The sequence below is a fragment of the Aeromonas cavernicola genome, from assembly GCF_002795305.1.
In the GTDB taxonomy this organism is placed as follows: domain Bacteria; phylum Pseudomonadota; class Gammaproteobacteria; order Enterobacterales; family Aeromonadaceae; genus Aeromonas; species Aeromonas cavernicola.
In genome coordinates this window covers 70,360-91,872 of sequence record NZ_PGGC01000005.1, presented here as the reverse complement: position 1 = coordinate 91,872, position 21,513 = coordinate 70,360, and the positions used below count along the sequence as shown (strand labels likewise).

21 protein-coding genes are annotated in these 21,513 nt (G+C 49.6%); 3 read left to right on the top strand and 18 right to left on the bottom strand.

Translation table 11 applies throughout. The features are described from left to right. Positions 1 to 5: 5 nt before the first annotated feature. The 16 genes from fliQ to CUC53_RS00960 all read right to left on the bottom strand — a co-directional run bounded on the left by fliQ (position 6) and on the right by CUC53_RS00960 (position 15,168). A complete protein-coding gene (gene fliQ, locus CUC53_RS01035; RefSeq protein ID WP_100292439.1) occupies positions 6 to 275 on the bottom strand; it encodes a flagellar biosynthesis protein FliQ in 270 nt (89 codons plus the stop codon). 28 nt (positions 276 to 303) lie between these two features. Beyond that, a complete protein-coding gene (gene fliP / locus CUC53_RS01030) occupies positions 304 to 1,077 on the bottom strand; it encodes a flagellar type III secretion system pore protein FliP (RefSeq protein WP_100292438.1) in 774 nt (257 codons plus the stop codon). Then, on the bottom strand, positions 1,064 to 1,444 hold the full coding sequence (gene fliO / locus CUC53_RS01025) for a flagellar biosynthetic protein FliO (RefSeq protein WP_100292437.1): 381 nt from the start codon (positions 1,442 to 1,444) through the stop codon (positions 1,064 to 1,066). The genes fliP and fliO overlap by 14 nt, the downstream gene beginning before the upstream one ends. After that, entirely contained in the window at positions 1,441 to 1,833 is a 393-nt protein-coding gene (gene fliN / locus CUC53_RS01020; RefSeq protein WP_100292436.1) for a flagellar motor switch protein FliN, read from the bottom strand. The genes fliO and fliN overlap by 4 nt, the downstream gene beginning before the upstream one ends. Before the next feature lie 53 nt (positions 1,834 to 1,886). Beyond that, complete coding sequence (gene fliM, locus CUC53_RS01015) at positions 1,887 to 2,957, bottom strand: flagellar motor switch protein FliM (RefSeq protein ID WP_100292435.1); 1,071 nt, start codon at positions 2,955 to 2,957, stop codon at positions 1,887 to 1,889. A gap of 10 nt (positions 2,958 to 2,967) precedes the next feature. Further along, entirely contained in the window at positions 2,968 to 3,480 is a 513-nt protein-coding gene (gene fliL / locus CUC53_RS01010) for a flagellar basal body-associated protein FliL (protein ID WP_100292434.1), read from the bottom strand. Between the two features lie 57 nt (positions 3,481 to 3,537). Further along, a complete protein-coding gene (locus CUC53_RS01005) occupies positions 3,538 to 5,637 on the bottom strand; it encodes a flagellar hook-length control protein FliK (protein ID WP_236757835.1) in 2,100 nt (699 codons plus the stop codon). A gap of 78 nt (positions 5,638 to 5,715) precedes the next feature. Further along, a complete protein-coding gene (gene fliJ / locus CUC53_RS01000; RefSeq protein ID WP_100292433.1) occupies positions 5,716 to 6,156 on the bottom strand; it encodes a flagellar export protein FliJ in 441 nt (146 codons plus the stop codon). A gap of 24 nt (positions 6,157 to 6,180) precedes the next feature. Next, positions 6,181 to 7,512 (bottom strand): flagellar protein export ATPase FliI, encoded by a 1,332-nt coding sequence (gene fliI / locus CUC53_RS00995; RefSeq protein ID WP_100292432.1) that lies wholly within the window; start codon positions 7,510 to 7,512, stop codon positions 6,181 to 6,183. Between the two features lie 45 nt (positions 7,513 to 7,557). Then, the gene (fliH, locus tag CUC53_RS00990; RefSeq protein WP_167386643.1) at positions 7,558 to 8,403 is read right to left on the bottom strand and encodes a flagellar assembly protein FliH; all 846 of its coding nucleotides are present in this window, start codon (positions 8,401 to 8,403) and stop codon (positions 7,558 to 7,560) included. A 3-nt stretch (positions 8,404 to 8,406) separates the two neighbouring features. After that, on the bottom strand, positions 8,407 to 9,468 hold the full coding sequence (fliG, locus tag CUC53_RS00985) for a flagellar motor switch protein FliG (protein WP_100292430.1): 1,062 nt from the start codon (positions 9,466 to 9,468) through the stop codon (positions 8,407 to 8,409). Further along, entirely contained in the window at positions 9,461 to 11,140 is a 1,680-nt protein-coding gene (fliF, locus tag CUC53_RS00980; protein WP_100292429.1) for a flagellar basal-body MS-ring/collar protein FliF, read from the bottom strand. The genes fliG and fliF overlap by 8 nt, the downstream gene beginning before the upstream one ends. A 40-nt stretch (positions 11,141 to 11,180) precedes the next feature. Beyond that, positions 11,181 to 11,498: a flagellar hook-basal body complex protein FliE gene (fliE, locus tag CUC53_RS00975; RefSeq protein ID WP_100292428.1), complete on the bottom strand. Its 318-nt coding sequence runs from the start codon at positions 11,496 to 11,498 to the stop codon at positions 11,181 to 11,183. 228 nt (positions 11,499 to 11,726) lie between these two features. Continuing rightward, positions 11,727 to 12,512 (bottom strand): beta cell expansion factor BefA, encoded by a 786-nt coding sequence (gene befA, locus CUC53_RS00970; RefSeq protein ID WP_100292427.1) that lies wholly within the window; start codon positions 12,510 to 12,512, stop codon positions 11,727 to 11,729. A 203-nt stretch (positions 12,513 to 12,715) separates the two neighbouring features. Then, the gene (gene pyk, locus CUC53_RS00965; protein ID WP_100292426.1) at positions 12,716 to 14,155 is read right to left on the bottom strand and encodes a pyruvate kinase; all 1,440 of its coding nucleotides are present in this window, start codon (positions 14,153 to 14,155) and stop codon (positions 12,716 to 12,718) included. Between the two features lie 158 nt (positions 14,156 to 14,313). Beyond that, entirely contained in the window at positions 14,314 to 15,168 is an 855-nt protein-coding gene (locus CUC53_RS00960) for a MurR/RpiR family transcriptional regulator (RefSeq protein WP_272896740.1), read from the bottom strand. A gap of 340 nt (positions 15,169 to 15,508) precedes the next feature. Between CUC53_RS00960 and glk the strand changes: the two genes are divergently transcribed. After that, on the top strand, positions 15,509 to 16,477 hold the full coding sequence (glk, locus tag CUC53_RS00955) for a glucokinase (protein ID WP_100292424.1): 969 nt from the start codon (positions 15,509 to 15,511) through the stop codon (positions 16,475 to 16,477). A gap of 150 nt (positions 16,478 to 16,627) precedes the next feature. Here the strand turns inward: glk and CUC53_RS00950 are convergent, their stop codons facing one another. Continuing rightward, positions 16,628 to 17,920 (bottom strand): HAAAP family serine/threonine permease, encoded by a 1,293-nt coding sequence (locus CUC53_RS00950; protein WP_167386641.1) that lies wholly within the window; start codon positions 17,918 to 17,920, stop codon positions 16,628 to 16,630. Between the two features lie 525 nt (positions 17,921 to 18,445). Between CUC53_RS00950 and CUC53_RS00945 the strand changes: the two genes are divergently transcribed. Then, positions 18,446 to 19,384, top strand: a complete 939-nt coding sequence (locus CUC53_RS00945) for a LysR substrate-binding domain-containing protein (RefSeq protein ID WP_100292423.1) — start codon at positions 18,446 to 18,448, stop codon at positions 19,382 to 19,384. A gap of 73 nt (positions 19,385 to 19,457) precedes the next feature. After that, complete coding sequence (locus CUC53_RS00940; protein ID WP_100292422.1) at positions 19,458 to 20,861, top strand: MATE family efflux transporter; 1,404 nt, start codon at positions 19,458 to 19,460, stop codon at positions 20,859 to 20,861. A gap of 217 nt (positions 20,862 to 21,078) precedes the next feature. Here the strand turns inward: CUC53_RS00940 and CUC53_RS00935 are convergent, their stop codons facing one another. After that, positions 21,079 to 21,417: an outer membrane protein assembly factor BamE gene (locus CUC53_RS00935; RefSeq protein ID WP_100292421.1), complete on the bottom strand. Its 339-nt coding sequence runs from the start codon at positions 21,415 to 21,417 to the stop codon at positions 21,079 to 21,081. Positions 21,418 to 21,513 lie beyond the last annotated feature (96 nt).

The following is a 21,513-nucleotide window of genomic DNA, read 5'->3' as shown; positions in this document are numbered from 1 at the left end:
TGCCATTACCCAACCACCTCAGGTATTTGGCTGACCATTAGCAGGAAAAAGTCCATTAAGCTTTGAAGACCCCAATGTGCCCCCAACCCTAACGCTAATAAAGTAACGATCAGACGGGGTAAAAAACTTAAGGTCTGTTCATTAATGGAGGTAGCGGCCTGAAATATTGCCACCAAAAGTCCGATAGCAAGACTGGGTAATATCACTGCACTCACCATGATATTGACCAACCAAAGAGCCTCACGAAAAACATCGACAAACGTTTCAGGGCTCATGCTGCAGGCTCCTTCATGTCTGACTCATTTAGCTAACACCTAATCCAAAGCTACTGACCAGTGACCCAAGGATCAAATTCCAGCCATCAACCATAACAAACAGCATCAACTTAAAAGGTAGAGAAACGATCATAGGTGAGAGCATCATCATACCCATCGCCATCAAAATACTTGCCACTACCAAATCAATAACCAAAAACGGTAAAAACAACATAAAACCAATTTGAAATGCCGTCTTCAACTCGCTAGTGACAAATGCTGGGATCAGTATTCGTAGCGGCACATCAGTAGGTTTATCTATCTGTACATCTGCGATTTCCATGAATGTATTAAGATCTTTGATTCGAGTCTGAGCCAACATAAATTGGTGAATAGGGAGCTTTGCCCGCTCCAATGCTTCTTGGGCTTGAATGCTCTCAGAGAGATAAGGTTGCAGCGCTTCATTGTTAATACGATCAAGAACTGGTGACATGATGAAAAACGACATGAACAAGGAAATACCGATTAACACCTGATTAGATGGACTCTGTTGAAGACCTATGGCCTGACGCAAAATACCAAGCACAACCACAATACGAGTAAAAGAGGTCATCATAATGACCATCGCTGGTAAAAATGACAGCGCTGTCATCAATGCCAGCACTTGTAATGTCAGGCTATATTCTTGGCTCCCATCTGCCATTGTTTTTATGGTTACAGCAGACATGCCATCTTGAGCTACAGCTAAGGGCATAAACAAAATGAGAAATAGTGAGCCAATGAATGGCCACCGATAATACAATACTCTGTTAGCTTTTTTCATGCTTACTCATTAACTTGCTCAATTGGGTAGAAAATGCGTGAGGCTCATCCTCATTAAGCTGTGATTCTAAACGATAGAGAAAATTAATCTGCTGAGGCGTCACACCAAGCAAAAATTGCTGTTCGCCAACTTTGACCACTAGTAGTTTTTCTTTGTAACCCAATGGCAAGCTGGCAATTATTTTCATCTGCCCACTCCCCATAATGGTAACTATTTTACTCTTCTTGAGTATAATCCCCAGTATAAGGATCAGACCGATTACCATCATGCTGGACAATAACCAAGAACTCAAACTAGGTGAGCTCACCGAATTGCCAACCTCAGCATATAGAGGCACAGGTATTATTATTAGCACCAGACGCATCATTTGAGCTTTTTTATCCGTTCTATTTGACTAATAACATCTGTCAAGCGAATACCAAACTTATCATTTACTACAACCACCTCACCATGAGCTATCAGTGTTCCATTAACGAGAACGTCTAGTGGCTCACCAGCCACCCTCTCCAACTCCACAACCGAGCCTTGGTTCAGCTGTAACAGGTTACGAATACTTATTTGGCAACGACCAACTTCCATAGCAATAGTGACTGGAATATCCAAGATAGTATCAAGTTTACGACGTTCATCTGGATTGATAGGAGCATCATCTTTCAACTCCTCAAGAGGAGCAGGCTTAGCATCGGATACGACCTGTTCTTCCAATGCGGCAGCCCATGCATCCGCCATTACATCCTCTTCTTCGGTTCCACTCATTTCGATTCCTTTTAATTACTATCTCGTCGCAAAAATTTAATATCTATCACCGACTATAATTTTTGATCTTCTATACCACGCTCTAGTTCTTCTAACTCAGCTTCGCCATCAATACGAACGCCTCTGCGAGTAACCCTATGCATCTCTGTTTTAATCCCTTCTGGGCGCTTGAGCTTCTCTGTAATTTTAACGGCCACATTGTCTCTTGTTCGCCCCATTTTGGCGCGAAAAGTAGGCAAGTCTTCAACTAGTACTAATAAATGCTCGGGCATATCAATCGGAATAATGTCGCCGGGCTCAAGCTCCATTAGCTCGCGTAAAGAGAGTTCAATCTCCAATAACTTGGCCTGTAGCTCCACTTTGACATCCATTATTTCATCACGTAATGCCTTGCTCCAACGGACATCTGTATCTCCTTTGTCACTCTGCACCCCTGCATCGAGCAATTCTCTAATCGGCTCAAGCATGGCGTACGGCATTGCCACGTGAAAATCTCCTCCACCACCATCTAGCTCGATATGAAATGAACTAACCACAATGACTTCAGTAGGGCTAACAATATTAGCCATTGCAGGGTTTACCTCAGAATCAAGGTACTCAAACCCGACATCCATCACTGGAGCCCAAGCATCTTTATAATCTTCAAACACGAGCTTGAGTAACATCTGGATTATTCGCCGCTCGGTCGGCGTAAACTCTCTCCCTTCGATTTTGGCGTGATAGCGGCCATCACCCCCAAAGAAGTTCTCAACTAAAATGAAGACCAACCGAGCCTCCATTGTAATAAGTGCTGTGCCCTTGAGTGGTCTAAATCGCACCATGTTGAGACTCGTGGGTACAAACAAGGTATGGACATACTCACCAAATTTGAGCATCTGCACACCATTGATAGAGACTTCGGCAGTACGACGCATCATGTTGAACAGGCTGATCCGCATGTGACGCGCAAAACGCTCATTTACCAACTCTAATGTTGGCATGCGGCCACGAACAATACGGTCTTGGGAAGAGAAATCAAATTGGCCGACACCAATATTGCCAGTAGCGCCAACTTCTTCCTCTTCCACATCATCAACACCATGTAACAGGGCGTCAATTTCATCCTGACTTAACAGATCGCTCACGCTTCACCTACTACTGCATTACAAAGCCGGTAAACAGCACTTGTTCAATGACGGTGGAAGAGGTGAGCTCTTTTAACACTCTGCGACACTCTTCCAATGAATCTACTCGCAATTTTTCTTTCCCCTCAAAGGTCATCAGTTGCTCAACACTCGCAAGGCTAAATACCCGTAACAAAGTACCTTCTATCAATGGGATATGCTGCTTAGCCAGTGCCTCATCTGCAGTACCTCGTACCATCAACTGAATCTTTATTTGTACCAATCGATCCCGTTGTGCTCCTGCCACATTGAATACGAATGGACGTGGCATCTCGACATACAAAGAGGGCTCTGGCACCACAGCCGCTGGTGTTGCTTCTCCGGTTTGCTCACTCTCTGGCTGAGTTTCAGAGCCTGAAAGCATAAACCAAGCACCTATTCCTCCTCCGACTAATATAACAACAGCTAAGATCACAATAATAATCAGTTTCTTCTTTTTACCTGCTGCAGGGTCTTTCAACATCAATTCGTTATCATCTGCCATCGGTTATCCATCCCAGTATCAAAGTTGTTTCTTATCATGAAGTTAATGAGTCATAGATCAAGCGTAGTAATCAATTCCAGAACGGAGCCTTGAGTCAACATGGTGTTTTAAACTAGAAGGAGAAGCTCCATCAACATGACCATCACGACCATGATGCCCACGCCCTTGCTCATGCTGGCCTTGTCCGGTAAATGTCTGCTGCTGCTGCTGCTGCTGCTGCTGCTGCTGCACATGAGTCTGACCAAGTTGAATGCCTTGTCCAGCCAGCATATCGCGCAAGCGAGGCATTGATTGCTCCAACATCTCCCGAGTCTGGCTGTGCTGCACCACGAACTGGACATTAGCCTGCTGATCGGCGCTTATCTGAATTTGAATTTTCATTTTACCAAGGCCGATGGGGTCCAATTGAATTTCAATCTGTTGTAACTTATCAGCCAGCATAACATTAACTCTTTGATGTAATTCAGCAGGCGCATCTGAACTCGCCAGTTTGAGGTGTGGCAGCCCTTGCGGTTCACGACGGGTCATCATCTCAAGAGGCCCCAACTCTCTGCTATTAATAGAGGCAGGGGGGGATGTTTGCGCTGATGGAGGAATTATCTGATTCTGCTCGATCTGGCTAGTACTCTCTACTGATGGACCGGTTTTTATTAGCTCAGCCATTTTTTGCTTTATGTCTAATTTATCCTTAAATACCTCACCGATTACCGCCTCTCCTTGAAGTTTAATGCTGGCAGATGGTGCGGCCATAGCAGCCTGGGCATGATGGGCTTGTGCTTGCACAAATACGGATGACGATACGGCTAATACAGGATCATTAACTAATATATTACCGATTACTGGTGGTGTATTCATTAAAGATACTGCGGGACCTCGACTGACAATAGTACGCTGACTCTCTATATCACCTTTGCCATCAATAGAGGGATCCATACCTGCATTGACAATATGCTCTTCAGTTTCGTGAGTCATCTCTGGGCTAGCAGGACTTCTTAGCCGAACTTCCGGCGTGGATTCTGTTAAAGCGTATTTAATAACATCCTTGGTCAACTTTTGCTGACTCACCTCAACAGGAGCATTCTCTTTAGAATTGACGCCATCATTTTCTAACGTTGGCGGTATATCAGCTAAAATATCCAATCCCGAAGTCGGAGCGACCTGACTTTTTTCACTTACTGGCTCTTTAGCACCTCCCATCATTGACGAAATGGACGAATACGCTAAAGGCTTACTCTCTTGTAAAACCTGTATACTTTTAGATTGAGTACGCTGCAGCTGCGGCGGCTCTTTATCTGATAATGAGGTTGCCTCAAGAGATGGCATGTTATCGAAGAATTCTAAAGCCACACGCAAAGGGGCATTATCTTTGGGCAACTCAGCAGGGCCTGTGGCGCGTCCCATAGATAACGCAGATTGGGTATCAACAACAGCAGACTCGATGGCTGGAGGCTCTATTGATAATGCTTCACTCAAATCATCACCCCCATTGGGCATTACGTCAGACAAAGCTGTAGTTACGACATGATTAGCAACCGCAGTCGCTTGATTAGACAGGCTTGCTGCCTCCTCTTGTATATGTGAATCATCATTTGCTAACTCGACGTCAGACAAATCAACCGTCTGCATTAACGGCAACTTATTGCCATCACTCGGAAGTTCATGCTGCACCAGTCGAGGAGAAACTAGCGAGGTATCCTGAGCGAGAGAATCTTGAAGATGGAGTAGAAAAAGATTCGTAGCATTATCGTCATCGTGCTTATCATCAGATAATTCATGGGCAGAAGTGGACAGAACTTTATTAACTTTGCCTCCCGTAACCAAGCACTCACCTCTTTCCCCCCTTATCACTGGCTCACTCGCCAAATTATTGTCAGCAAACTCACCCGTTAACATTTCTTGGTTAACGCCAGTGACGTTTATCGTTGCACTGCTTGCGCTAACACTCTCATTGTGAGAGATACCTATTAAAACGGAGGGACAAGCCTGAACACCTAAGTCATCTACTTTAAGTGAGGATGCTGTATCAATCTGCTGAGTTTCGGCCATCAGGCTCGCAAAGGCAGACTTCGCATCCCCAGCTTGCTCAGAGATGATAATAGTGCTTATGCTGCTCTTGTCAGAGGCTTGGATGGTTGGGATTAATGGGGTCTGCATCATTATTATGTCCCTGACAATAACGTGTATTTGGCCTATCAGCTCATAGACTCATAGCGCATATATATGTTCTCTAGCAAATTACAGGCCAGCTTGAGAGAATCGACGCTGTATTGCGTATTCATCTAGCATTTTTTGCTCTTGGCGCAATGCGACTTGCTGTGCTCGACTTGCCTGTTTTTCCAACAACAACGCTACTGCTTTACGACGTTGCTGCGCAGCCAACCACTCTTGACGACGCAATTCTAGCGCTTGGCGTACCTGTAGAACGCCTTCATACTGCTGGGTCGCAGCTAGTTCGAGTTTGTTAATAAAAGCGTGGAATTGACTGTTTTGTTGGGCATTAATGCCCTGCAGACCACGATCCGTCCATTGCTGGTGATATATTTGACGATATTGATTAAGAGCCTGCTGCTGCTCCATAAACAACTGAAGATCCTGCTGCGCTTTGGCAAGTGCTAAGGCACATTGCTGCTCTGCTTCTACCAGTCGATCAGCCAATAATATTAATCCTTTACTCATCACTATCCCTCTGGCTGGTCTTCATCAGCGCATCAATGGCATGGCGACCATTTGTAGTGCTTGTAGGCCATCGTCGTAGGGAATGACCTCTCGCATTCCCTGCTGCAAGAATTGATCCAGAAAAGGTTTTTGAATAATAGCGCGGTCAATCCGAGGATCTGCGCCTTGGCTATAGGCGCCAATGCTAATGAGATCTCTATTCTGCTGATACAAGGAGTAAAACTGTTTAAGCGTACGCGCTAACGTCATGTGTTCAGAGGAGGTCACCATTGGCATCACCCGACTGATCGATTTTTCGATGTCGATAGCAGGGTAGTGACCAGCATCAGCCAGCTCCCGTGACAATACGATATGGCCATCTAAAATTGCTCGAGCCGCATCTGCAATAGGGTCTTGCAGATCATCGCCTTCGGTCAACACGGTGAAAAAAGCGGTAATCGAACCCTGACCATCGCTACCGTTACCTGCACGTTCAACGAGTGCCGGCAATTTGGCAAAGACTGAGGGGGGATAGCCTTTAGTTGCTGGTGGTTCACCCACCGCCAATGCAATTTCCCGCTGAGCCTGGGCATAGCGAGTCAATGAATCCATCAGCAGCAATACATTGAGCCCCTGATCGCGGAAATATTCTGCAATCGCCAGCGCTGTTTCACACCCTTTCAACCGCATTAATGGCGACGCATCAGCAGGAGCGGCCACCACGACTGCACGCTCACGTCCCTCTTCACCTAATATTTCTTCTATAAACTCTTTTACCTCTCGACCCCGTTCACCAATCAGGCCCACAACAACAACATCCGCAACTGAACCGCGTGTCATCATGCCAAGTAGTACCGATTTACCCACCCCCGACCCAGCAAAAAGTCCCATTCGCTGTCCTTGTCCAACTGTCAGGACGGCGTTAATAGCGCGCACACCAACGTCCATGGGCTGATGGATTGGGCGACGGGAAAGTGGGTTGATACGATGTTGGGCAAACTGCACTGTTTGAGAGGAAAGGATAGGACCCAGACCATCAAGCGGCTGACCAATTCCATCAATGACGCGTCCCAACAGACTCATGCCAACTGGAATACCATATTCTTCAGTGATAGGAACCACGCGCGCACCGGGAATAACGCCTTTAAGCTGTTCACTTGGCATCAGATAAAGGCGATCACCAGAAAAGCCTACCACTTCAGCCTCCAATGTACCTTCAAGGGTATCAATACGACACAGAGCACCGATCGCAGCACGACAACCGATCGCCTCAAGGGTCAATCCGACCACCCGAGTCAATTTGCCGGCAACTGGTGGCTTAGGTGCACTGTCACATACCCGATACCTCTGTAATCGGTTCAGTAACAAGCCGCTCATCTTGCCTCCAAGAAGATAGAAAATCGACAAGTACCCACAGCCTGATTAGGGATGAGAGTCCTGTTCGGCAGGGTGCGCTGATGGCGTATCAAAGGATGCGCTCATTGAGGCATTGTCTCGCAAAAAATGACGTAATAGTTGATCAATGCGCCCAGATAGAACCATATCAATGCTCGAAAGCTCAGTCGCCAGTTGCAAATCCCCCAAAGAGAGGGTGGGATCACTGCGCAGCTGCCAATGACGCTTAGCACACTCTTCCAGACCAAATGCCTGTTCCACTCGAGTAACATCATCAGGATGCAGCATCAACGTTACCCCCTTCTCGGCTGCTGGCAACAGGGCTAATCCTTGTTTGAGCGCTGCAAGTAAGATTCGAGGTGATGTCTCAGCTTCATGATGAATCAACGCACGAGCCAGTTGAAGTACCAAGGTAATCAGCTGTTGTTCAACTGCATGATCTAACGCAGCAAGAGGATTAGCGAGACGATCAAGCAATGACTGCCAATGACTCATCTGCTCATCAATCAACTCTCGCCCCAGGGCTAGCCCTTGCTCTTTACCCTGTTCAAGCCCAGTGCTATGACCTTGCTGCAACCCCTCAAGCTTCCCCTCCTCCAACCCTTGCACAAAGCCAACGGCATGGCCTTCAGCCACTCCTTCTTCCCAAGCAGCCTGACGAATAGCATCCAGCTCCTCAGCGGTGATGCTAGGTGGTGGTGTCGGTTCAGGTGGTCCCTCAACTTCTGTACCCTCTTGCTGATACCAGTCAGAGGCGAGACCAAGAGCATTCGTCTCCGCTGTTTTTTCTGCCATGATTTCAGGCCAACCCCATGTTTCGACCTGAGCATCATCACCACTGAGACGTACATAGCTTCGCAGTTTGTTACTCATGATTTAGAGGAACTCCTCACCACCACCCGAGCCCAACATAATTTCACCGGCATCAGCTAAACGGCGAGCAATAGAGAGGATCTCTTTCTGAGCAGCTTCAACCTCAGACACTCTGATTGGCCCCATGGCCTCCAAGTCGTCTGCCAACATCTCGGCTGCCCGTTTAGACATGTTCTTAAAGATCTTCTCACGCATTTGGTCATCAGACCCCTTAAGAGCCCGCTGCAGTAAGTCACCAGCAACCTCACGTAACAGTGTCTGAATACCGCGATCGTCGACATCAATGAGGTTTTCAAACACAAACATCAGATCTTGGATCTGCTGGCTCATCTCCTCATCTGATTCACGAATAGCATCCATCAATTGACCTTCGATATTGGTATCGAGATAATTCATGATGTTTGCAGCCGCTTTCAGGCCACCCATCTTGGCCGCTTGAGCACCTGCCGCACCGGCGAATTGTTTCTCCATGATGTCATTGAGTTCTTGCAGCGCCGCGGGTTGCACTTCCTCGAGATTAGCAATCCGCATCACCAAATCGAGTCGTACCTGCTCTGGGAATTGACCTAGGATCTCAGCAGATTGCTCCGGTTCGAGATAAGAGAGCACAATGGTCTGGATCTGCGGGTGTTCGTTCTGAATAATGCTGGCGACCTGACGTGCATCCATCCATTTCAGTGAATCCAACCCTCTGGCACCAGAGCCGAGGATGATTTGATCTACCAAATTACCCGCTTTGTCTTCCCCTAGCGCAGCCACCAAGACTTTACGTACAAAGTCTTCGCTACCGATACCAATGTTGGTGTACTTCTGAATATCATCGATAAATTGGCGATGGACTGCGGCAACTCGGTCATGGCTAAAATCCGACATCGATGCCATCGACATACCCAGCCGCTGTACCTGCTTAGGCTCTAGGTGGCGAAAAATCTGTGCCGCATCATCTTCATTGAGACTCAGCATTAATACCGCAGCCATCTCCATGCCACTCATCTGTTCGAGGAGCTGGCGCTGGCTATCGGTCATATCATTGCCTGTCACTTGACTTTTATTTTCGTCAGCCATCTTTATTGATCACCCACTCTTTAATGACCTGCGCTGCCAAGTCTGGCTCATTTGCAACCAGCGCTCTAACCGCTTTTAGCAAATCTTCATCTCGGTGGAGATCTGGTAGCTTCAGCTGTCCATCCCGCAGACCAAATATAGGTTCAGACTCTGACTGTGCCGCCAACAAACTAAGGTCATCATCGCCACCCAGTACGATACTGTTGTCTAAATCAAGATCTCCTGAGGATTTTGCATCTGGATACAGCAACCGTTTCAGCATCGGACGCACCACCATGACGATCAGCACAATGATCACTAACACGGAAGCAACGATACGTACCGCACGCCAGAACCAAGCCTGTTCATAAATCGGTGACTCCGCGACGGAATCAAGTTCAGGACGATTAAACGGGATTGCAACAACCTCAAGGGTATCGCCTCTCGTCACATCAAATCCCAATCCACCACTGAGTAAACGACGTAAAGTATCAAGTTCAGCTTGGCTACGGGCTTCACGGGTAGTTGCGCCGTCTGCACCTGGGACGGACTTATAATCAACCGCAACCGAGACTGTCATGCGTCGAATACCACCCATCTGACGGCGGGTATGGCTAACGGTCGTATCCAGTTCAAAATTTCGCGTAGCCTCTTTACGGGAGCGGCCTGCGCTAGCAGAGCTACCACCTTCACCTCCCGTTGCTTGCTCTGGAATATTCGAAGCGGCGGGAGGCTGGTTAGAGAGTGCGCCCGGTATCCCACCATTGCTCCCGCTGGCGCTATTTTCTTCTAACGTCATTTCAGAGCGTACGGCTGGCAAGTCTGGGTTGTAAGTTTTACGAGTTTGTTCTTGCTGAGAAAAATCAAGGGAGAGATCCACTTCTGCGGTGTAGTTATCAGCGCCTAGTACTGGGATCAGGATCGCATCAATTTTTTGTTTGTATTCAAGCTCCTGCTTCTGCTGCATAGCAAATTCTTTGCGCGTCTGGGCAGACAGTGGGTCCTGAGATCCGGAGTTAAGCAGACGACCATTTTGGTCAGTCACAGTGACTCGGGTCGGCTCTAAACCATGAACGGCAGACGCGACCATATCGACGATGGAGTCAACCTCTCCTTGCCCAAGAGCAACGCCTTTAAGACTTAACACCACTGTCGCACTAGGTTTGCGCTCATTGCGGGCGAACACATTATCCTTTGGGATCGCAAGTAATACCTGTGCTTTAGCCACATTCTGAAACTGCTCTATGGCGCTGGATAGCTGCCGCTCACGGCTTAATTTAAGACGTTCTCCCTCCATTCGCTGACTCACACCAAAGCTAGAGTCTTTTAATAAAATAGCCTCGCCATCGTTGGTTACATTGTCACTAGTCGCAAGCCCTGCACGTGTCAGTAGTAGGCGAATATCAGCGTACTTTTCAGCACTGACCAACACACTCTTACCATCCACCTGGTAGGGGATCTGTTGCTGATCAAGATAATCGAGGGTCGCGACTAGCTCTTGGGTGTTGTAGGTGCCCAGAGGCCGCATTTCTGGCTCTTTTCCCCACAACAGAATAAACACTGCGATAGCCAAACAGATGGCCAATGCCAAGATCAAGGTGATCTGTCGCAGCATATCGGTGTTGGACAAAAACCCAAGTGCTGAGCTCTTCTGCTCATTCTCATCAAGGGCTGTCGTACCTTCATCCTTCATAAGCCGTTCGCCATATTAGTTAATTGCCAACAGTCAATTCTTACACCGGCATGTTCATGATGGTTTTGTAAGCATCAACCACCTTGTTACGTACCTGTACTGTTGCTTCGAAAGCGATAGACGATTTTTGGCCTGCGATCATCACTTCTGCCAGATCAACCGACTTATCACCCGTATCAAAACGAGTACGTAAATCATTGGCGGCTCCCTGCATCTCATTAACATTGCTCAGGGCTTGCTGCAGTAATTGACCAAAATCAGAGGTAACTTGGCGAGTGGATGGTTCAAACGGTGTGGCGCCGGCTTCAATTTTTAGTGCCTGCATCTCTTGCATAAGATTACTTGCGTTAATTTCCATATTTGATCCCCCGACAATTCATTGACGCTGGTCAACAGTAAGCAATTAGAATGCCAAAACATTGCATATGTTGCTGCGTAGCCACTTTTTGTTTCAATTGAAACTCAAACAATGGGAAGGAACCACAAGGTCAATGGCATGCCCCAAAAGAGCATTGCTGACAGTTGGCTTAACCGCAACCGAGCTAACGGATCAGGTTAAGCCATCACATACCATCACGTAGGGAAACTACTGGTTTGATTGGTTCAGGTCATCATCGGCCCAATATTTAGAGCCCGAAAGATTGGCATCGAATAGCAGTCCCTTCTCACCAATTTGATAAATCGCCATACCGCCATTGTACTTAGCGGTCAGCTCGGCGCTCTCCTTACCTGCCACCACCCCCATCTCGGAAGTGGCCTCCCACCCTTTGCTGACAAAGGCATCAAATCTAGTCTTGTCCTCAAACAGGATCACCTGCTGATAGAACTTACCGCCAATCCCAGCAGCCAGACCCGCACCAAACATCTTCATGTAAGTGTGCTTGCCGTTTTTACGATTGACCGCCACCCCTGCCCCCTGATTGGTATGGAGCATCAAGGAGAACTTACGCGAATCGAACACCGCATAGCCATACGCATTGTCAAACAACAACTTGGCTGAAGGCTGCTCATTGAACAACCGCACCAGTGCTGTATCGGCCATGGTATTGAGGGCTAGCCGTGCCTCTTGCGGGGTCTTGGGCTCCAACATTTCATCGAGCTTCTTGTCGGCAACCTTAAGCCACCCCTTACCGGTCGCGATACTCTTGTCGGTCCAGACACCCGCGGTGTTGAACGCATTTTCACCCCACGCAGAGATCGATGCCCAACTCTTTTGGGAGAAATCGCTGACGTCCTGCCAGACCTCCTTGCCGGTCTCGCTCACCGCGGTACCTAGGTCAGAGGCCGCAGCCTTCAATTTCTCCCAATCGGCATGGCTGGGCGACAACACCAACATCAGTGATAGCGCCAGTAACCAGTTACGCTTGTTCATCTTTTCACTCCCTCATTGCCGAGTGTCAGAGGTGGTCTGGTGAGCAAAGCAAACACCGACCACCCAGAGTCGGTCACTTCGCATTATCAGAATGGGTGCCAGATTAAGCAATCATTGAGTCTGCGTATGACCAACTGTAGATAGCAAAAAGGCTGCTCGTCAGAGACGAACAGCCTTGCAGATCAGTGTGACAACAGGCCTACTTATTCGACCATCATCACCTTGCAGGTGTTGGTACTACCGACGGTCTCCATCTTGTCACCGTGGGTGAGCAGCACCATGTCGCCACTTTGCAGCAGCCCCTTTTCCTTGAGCACGGCCAGCGCATCACGGCACACTTCATAGACCGGCTTGGTCTCATCGCCATCGAACAGCACTGGCGTAACGCCACGATAGAGGTTGGTCCATGCTAGGGTCTTGTTGTGGGGAGACATAGCGAAGATCGGCAGACCGGAACTGATACGAGACATTAGCAGTGGAGTGGTCCCCGATTCAGTCAGCGCCACGATTGCCTTGACCCCTTCTAGGTGGTTGGCCGCATACATAGTGGACATCGCCACCGCCTCTTCCACTGAGGTGAAGGTGTAGCTCATGCGGTGATTGGAGACGTTCAGACTCGGGTGCTTCTCGGCACCGACGCAGACGCTCGCCATGGAGGTCACAGTCTCGATGGGGAACTGACCGGCAGCCGTTTCGGCAGAGAGCATCACCGCATCGGTACCGTCCAGCACCGCGTTGGCGACGTCCATCACTTCGGCGCGGGTCGGCAGTGGTGCGTTGATCATCGACTCCATCATCTGGGTCGCGGTAATCACCACGCGGTTCAGCCGACGGGAGTGGCGGATCAGCTTCTTCTGTACGCCAACCAGCTCGGGGTCACCGATCTCAACACCGAGGTCGCCACGAGCGACCATGACGGCATCGGAACCGAGGATGATGTCTTCCATCGCCTCATCGGTGGCGACGGTTTCGGCACGCTCAACTTTGGCCACGATCTTGGCATTGGAACCGGCTTCGCGGGCCAGCTCGCGGGCGTAACGCAGATCATCGCCACAGCGCGGGAAGGAGACAGCCAGATAGTCCACATTCATGCGGGCAGCGGTCTTGATGTCTTCCTTGTCTTTCTCGGTCAGAGCCGGAGCGGAGAGACCGCCCCCTTTCTTGTTGATGCCCTTGTTGTTGGAGAGCGGCCCGGCCACGGTCACCGTGGTATGAATGCGGGAACCTTCAACCTGCTCGACCTTCAGCTGCACACGGCCATCGTCCAGCAGCAGGATGTCGCCCTGTACCACATCGTCTGGCAAGCTCTTGTAGTCGATACCGACCTGTTCCTGACACCCTTCCCCCTTGCCGAGTGCCGCGTCGAGAATGAACTTGTCACCAATGGCCAGATAGATTTTTCCATCCTTGAACGTGGAGACGCGGATTTTCGGGCCTTGCAGGTCACCCATGATGGCGACATGACGGCCAAGCTTGGCAGCAATGTCACGCACCTGATTGGCGCGCAGGATGTGGTCTTCAGCAGTGCCGTGAGAGAAGTTCATCCGCACCATGTCGGCCCCGGCGCGGATGATCCCTTCGAGGATCCCTTCGCGGTCGGTGGCCGGACCGAGTGTGGTTACAATCTTTGTACGTCTAGGCATGAAAGACTCCAATATGAAGTTGATATGACTTGAGATTCTGTCCCATCACAGGTGGCTCATCGCCTCGCTTGCAAACCATCTGGGTTGTGTTTGTTACCAAATGACGATACTACACCAAAGGAGGAACTCATAGACCATGGGGGACTCCACCGGCATCATCAGACAGAATGGGGAGTATCAAACCGAGACTCTCGCAACCCTTCTTTGACTTTCTTCAAATTTTCACGAAACCGCATACCACGACGCAGAGTAAATCCCGTCGCTAATACATCGACTAGAACGAGTTGAGCAATCCGGGAAGCCATCGGCATGTAAACATCGGTGTCTTCCGGCACATCCATCGAGAGAACGAGACTGCATTCACGTGCCAACGGCGAATCTTTGGCTGTCATACCGATCACAGTGGCATCGTTTTCACGGGCCAGTGCAGCAATTTCAACTAGGGCTTTAGTCCTCCCAGTGTGGGAAATTAACACCACCACATCCCCTTCACTGCTGTTAATACAGCTCATCCGCATCATGACGATGTCGTCGAAACTCACAACGGGGATATTAAAGCGAAAGAACTTATTTTGAGCATCACGCGCGACGGCAGATGAAGCACCTAAGCCAAAAAAACTGATTTTCTTGGACTGGGTCAGAATATCGACACCGCGATTGATCGCGGAGATATCTAGGCTGTTTTTAGCCGCATCAAGACAAGCCATGGTCGATTCGAAAATCTTAGCTGTGTAGATTTCAGGGCCATCCTCGGCCTCGACATGGCGATTAACGTAAGGGGTGCCGTTGGCCAAACTTTGGGCCAAGTGCAATTTAAAATCAGGAAAGCCTTTAGTATCGAGGCGACGGCAAAAGCGATTCACGGTTGGTTCGCTCACATCTGCCATTTTAGCTAAAGCAGCAATGCTGGAGTGGATCGCAGTTTGCGGAGAAGCAAGAATAACTTCAGCCACCTTGCGCTCTGACTTACTGAAACTTTCCAAGTTATTTGTAATTTTATCAAGGGTATTCATCATTACCACCAGGTATCTTGTAATTTAGCTTCAGTATCTTTGCACTGAATTTACTACTAAGCAGGTTTCCAGTTTACCTAGTGACTATACAAGACAAGCATTTACCGTCACTAACGTCCGCCATGTAAAATATGACTCATGTCTAATTATTTCTTACTCCTTGTTACAAAACGTCACTACACCATGAAATCGCTTACAAATGTTGTAAAAAAACAACTTTGTGAGCACGCGCACGTTTGTATTGTGCCAACAAGTTCACGTCTGCTCGCTCGGGTAGAATCGGCCATAAATAATAATGTCAGGGCAATGTGAGTTGCCCCCTTGTAACGAAGGAGCTGTTATGAAATACACCCATGCCCTAGTCGGCGATGTCGGCGGAACCAACGCCCGGCTGGCGTTGTGTGAGTTAGCCACAGGTGCACTTTCCCATATCCACACCTATAGCGGGCTGGAGCACCCCTCGCTTGAGGCTGTCGTAAGCCTCTATTTGAACCACTATCAGGTGGCGGTGGATAACGCCTGCATTGCGATCGCCTGCCCTATTAATGGGGACCATGTCACAATGACCAACCACAGCTGGGCATTCTCAATCAGCGAAATGCAGCGCAATCTCGGGCTGACCCAACTGCAAGTTATTAACGACTTTACCGCAGTCTCGATGGCGGTCCCCATGCTGACCGATAGCGACCGTCTCCAACTCGGTGGCAGCGCCCCGCTTGCAGGTAAACCGATCGCTATTTATGGTGCTGGGACAGGGTTAGGCGTAGCGCACTTAGTCAACACGGGTGCGCGGTGGCTAAGTCTGCCTGGTGAAGGTGGGCACGTGGACTTTGCTGCCAACAACGCCGAGGAAGATGCCATTTTACAGGTTATGCGTAGCGAGCTGGGGCATGTGTCAGCCGAGCGCTTCCTATCCGGTCCAGGCTTAGTCAACCTATATCGTGGCTTGGTCAAGGCTGATGGGAGAGAGCCTGAACCATTAGCGCCCAAAGAGATCACCGAGCGCGCCGTTTCTAGTACCTGCCTCGATTGCCGCCGCACCCTCAGCTTATTTTGCGTACTGATGGGCCGCTTTGCGGGCAACTTGGCCCTGAATCTAGGCACGTTTGGTGGCGTCTATATTGCGGGAGGTATTGTGCCTCGTTTTCAGGCGTTTTTTGTCAACTCCGGTTTTCGAGTGGCTTTTGAAGATAAAGGGCGCTTCAACAGCTACTTAAAAGAGATCCCAGTATTCCTCATCACTCACCACAATCCAGGCCTGCTTGGCGCTGGTGCCTACCTACGCCAATCGATGGGCTTCACGATTTAACATACGTTTTGCGTCAGGGCTGTGCATTGCTCAGCTGCAACGCACTTTTACCGCGTAATAAAAAACCTCCCAGAGCCGATTCTGGGAGGTTTTTTTATTGATCTCTTCACTTAGCCAACAGACGCAAGTGCTCTTTACCTAAGTGACCTATTAAGCGATCAACTTGTAGATAATCCCAGACATGGCGATCAAGCCGATGATGGTGACGAAACCATTACTGATATTGCCCGCATATTTGCGCATAGCGGGTACCTTAGCAATGGCATACATCGGCATCAGGAATAACAGCATGGCAATGATTGGGCCGCCTAGATCTTCAATCATGCCCAAAATACTTGGGTTAACGGTGGCAATAGCCCAAGTGGTCAAGATCATAAAGAGAGCGGTCACCTTGTTGAGCTGCTTGCTGTCGACCGTTTTTCCTCTCTCGCGCAGCGCTTTGGCCATCAGCCCGTTCATTCCCTCTTGCGCCCCTAGGTAGTGTCCGAGAAAGGACTTACTAATGGCCACCATGGCGATCAACGGGGCGACCGTGGCAATCACTGGGTTATCGAAGTGATTGGCTAAATAAGAGAGGATTGAGATGTTCTGCGCCTTTGCTGCCGCCAAATCAGCAGGCGAGAGGCTAAGCACGCAGCTGAAGACAAAGAACATCACGGTCATCACCATCATCACATGTGCTCCCAACAAAATGTTGCTGCACTTAGGTTCTGCGTGCTCCCCATAACGGCCTTTGTTATCAACTGCGAAGGAGGAGATGATCGGTGAGTGATTAAACGAGAACACCATCACGGGAATAGCCAACCACAGCGTTTTTATAAACTCGCCATTGAAGGCATCAGATAGCGCGGGGGCCTCGCTAATAATGGCGCCGTTCCAATGCGGAACTAGGTAAAACGCTAACCCCATCAGGGTCAAGACAAATGGAAACACCAACACACTCATCGCCTTGACGATCACTTGTCCACCAAGGCGTACAATCGCCATTAATCCGAGGATCAGCACCAGCGACAAGATGGCACGGGGAGGTGCAGTCATGCCTAGTTGATGCACCATCAGGCTCTCTACGGTGTTCGTGATCGCCACGGAATACATCAATAAGATCGGGTAAATCGCAAAAAAGTAGAGCAGGGTAATGAACTTACCTGCGGTCTTACCAAAATGCTCTTCAACAACATCCGTGATGTCGCCATCGCGGGTCGCACCAGAGAGTACAAAGCGAGTGAGGCCACGGTGGGCAAAGAAGGTCAGTGGCAGGGCGAGTAACAACATAGCAACCAGTGGCCATAAGCCGCCAACACCGGCATTAATCGGTAAAAACAGCACGCCTGCGCCAATCGCTGTGCCGTACAACCCTAGCATCCAGACCATGTCGGCCTTATTAATACCCCGGGTCGTGGGGCGGGTTAAGCGACCATCAGCGGCAATATTCATGTCAGACATAAGGAGTTCCTGTCATCTAGGGAAATGGAAATCTTACTCGTCGATAGGACCCGATGGGTCCACCTCCCTCTCCTTGGAAGCAAGCTCCCCATCCTTGGCTTGAGGCGGCTATACATCTCATAGCCAGCTCGTTCAATTCGATTGTTATCAACAGATGAAACACATTAGCAACATGCAATGGCATCAGCGACTGTTGATAAAGCACAGGCTTTTTTCGTTAACAACTAAGAAACAGTGGCCATGTTTGATGGATAGACTCTAATGAAGAACCACCACGAATCACAGTGTTTTTTTGATAAAACCAACTGATTTTTGATTTCGATCGCCTTTTAGTTGAATTTGATCACGTAACCCAATATTTAGCATGAGATTTTTTTAACAAATAAAATTTCATTGATGTGCCAACACCGTGCCGACACAACAAAACGGCAACAAAGTGTGCAGATAGATCGATTGTTCCCCCCATTCTCTTGACGTACCCTTGGGGTCTTCTGCCTCGGTTGTTAAATGCGTTGTGACCTCAACATGGCTATTACCCGTACCGATCTCGCCGAACTCGCGGTGTTTGCCGCGGTCGCCCGCCACCAAAGTTTTAGTAAAGCGGCCCTCGAATTGGGCGTCTCCGCTTCTGCATTGAGCCATAGCTTAAAAGGGTTAGAAAATCGCTTAGGTGTGCGGCTTCTAAACCGCAGCACCCGCGCCGTGGTGCCTACCGATATTGGGCGACGTCTGCTCAGCCAACTCTTACCGACCCTGACTGCACTCGATGAGGCATTAGGCGAGTTGACCCGCCATAGTGACGAGCCGGTAGGACGATTGAAGCTGTGTGCGCCACGCAGTGCCATTGACACCTTATTAGCGCCTGTCTTGATCGACTATTTGGGCCGTTATCCCAAAATGCAGGTCGAGGTAGTGGAACACGAGTTGATGCCGCAACTTATTGAAGGTGGCTACGATGCAGGGCTGTTTTATGGCGATCTACTGCCCAGTGAGATGATCGGCCTGCCATTAGGCCCCGCGCAGCGCTATCTGGTGGTAGGGTCACCTGCGTATCTGGCCCAACATGGCGCACCAACACACCCGAGTGAACTGACTCGCCATGCTTGTATAGGTTATCGTCTGACCCCTCATCACCACTATCGTTGGGCCTTTGCGGCTGATGGCAACCTGTTGGAGATCGAGGTAAAAGGGCCGCTCACCACCAGTACCCCCGCACTTTATCTGGGGGCCGCAGAGGCTGGGCTTGGGCTGGCTTACTGCCTAGAGGAAGAGGTGAGCCACAAAATCACCGAAGGGAAATTGGTGGCCGTGCTCACCCCATGGTGCCCAACATTTGCTGGATTCTCTCTGTTCTATCCCAGCCGTCATCAGCTTGGCAGTGGCTTACGCAGCTTGATCGAGATGCTGAAAGCGCGCTATCAAACCACTGGATTGATGAAAAATACTCATCAATCCATCAAGTAAAAGCCTCATTATCAGTAAAAGTGGCTTAATTTAGACTCTCCGCTCAAATGGTGATCGCCTAAAGAGAGCAGACATGTCTGACTATTTTCAACGACGTAAGCGGGTTATGACCCGCCGCTTTTGGGCTTATGCCCTCCCCTCAGTCCTTGCCATGCTGGTCTCCGGCGCTTACTACTTAGTTGATGGCATTTTTGTCGGCCATTATGTGGGGGCCGCTGGGCTAGCTGGGATCAATTTGGTCTATCCGGTGATCATGATACTGATTGGCCTAGCAGCCATGATCAGCATGGGTGCCGCCACAGCCATTTCATTTCAACAAGGCGCAAAAAACCGTCTACACGCTCGCCAGGCACTGGTCAACGCGCTCTGGCTACTGCTGGGCCTCGGCATCACAGCACCAGTGCTGCTCTACTATGGCCACACTGACATACTGCTGATCTTGGGGATTGAACAGGGTAGCGAAACCTGGCGCCAAGCCAGCGATTATCTCGCTTGGATTGGCGGGGGCACCCTGCTGCTGGCCTGCAACTTGGCGGTACCCTATCTGCTGCGCAACGATGGCAGACCCACACTGGCCATGGTGCTGGTAAGCAGCGGCGCCGTGCTGAATATTCTTCTTAACTATGTGATGGTGGCCACCTTAGGTTTGGGCTTAATTGGTAGCGCTCAAGCTACCCTCATGGCAGAAGGCATCGTCAGCCTAGTGGGCATTGGCTACTTTTTTACCCCATATGCTCGGTTACGCCTCTGTTGGCGCGACATGGCACCTAACCTGCCCTCCATGCCAAGCCTGCTCTTTAACGGACTGCCAAGCTTGATCGCACAATTTAATTTGGGGCTGTTGTTGATGCTGCATAACAGCCAGCTGATCAGCTATGGCTCACTCATGGATGTGGCCGGATTCACAGTGGCAGGTTACACCGAGGCCGTGTTTATCGTGATCCTACAAGGGCTCGCATTTGGGATTCAGCCCCTCATTAGCCAAGCGGCTGGAGCCCAACGCCACCGTGACCTGAAATATCTGATGGAGATGGGGCTTATCTTAACGTTCATTTACGGTCTGTTGGTGTGGGCAGTGATCCAACTGCTGCCACAGCAGGTCGCCATGCTCTATATCGGGGATCAAGATAGCGAGCTGCTCGCCGCTGCCGTCAGTAGCTTAACCCTCAACCTCAGTGCGATTACCCTAGAGGGGATCATCATGTTTGGTATTGTACTGTTACAAGCCATGGCCCGAACCCGCCAAGCCCTGCTTATCTCGGTCAGCAAAACCCTACTGCTCCTGCCGCTCATTTTTCTGCTACCGCAGCAGTGGGGCCTTGATGGTGTGCTGCTGGCCCAACCTACCACCGTGCTTCTGCTCACCCTGCCGCTCTGCGGGTTACTGTGGCAAGAGTGGCGCAGCTTAGCATCTGCGGCTCATGTGGGTGCTCACCGTCGGTCACCATTGCCCGCGCCATGCCCAGTCAGCCCCTAGTGGAGTATCAGCAGAGCACAACAGGAACAGAAGCCGCGCCCTATCACACCTCGGCGATAGCTAAACGGGCCACCATCATATGAAATCGGCAAATTGCTGAGCCACAAGGGGTCGTAGCAGATAATAATGGACAGTTCAGGAACCCATGGCGGGTTCCTGAACTGCCTACAGCAAGCAGGGAGGCGACAGGCCCTTAACGAGCCTGCCACCAACAAGGTTAGAGCGGGGTGGTGAATGCGGCAGGGAGTGGGAAATCCCCGGTGACCGAACTCAACTTATCGTTAACAAAATTGACGGTCAGCTCTTTACGCTCCTTGTCTCCCTTACCGGGCTGGAATTCATATAGGTAGTACCAGCTATCGGTATCAAATGTGTCACGAAGCATGGGGGAACCCAGCACGTAGCTGACCTGCTCACGGGTCATGCCTTGACGCAATTTATTGATCTGCTTTTGTTCGACATAGTTGCCTTGTGGAATATCGATGCGATAAACCAAGCTGCAACCGGAGAGAGTAATGGCGGTCAGTGCCGCGGCAATCAGGTGTTTCATCCGCATATCGAGTTCACATCATCCATCTATTCTTTTTGGCTCGTGAAATCATACCGACTCCTTTCCCGTAAGTAAAAACCATTGACCAATCAGCAACTAAAT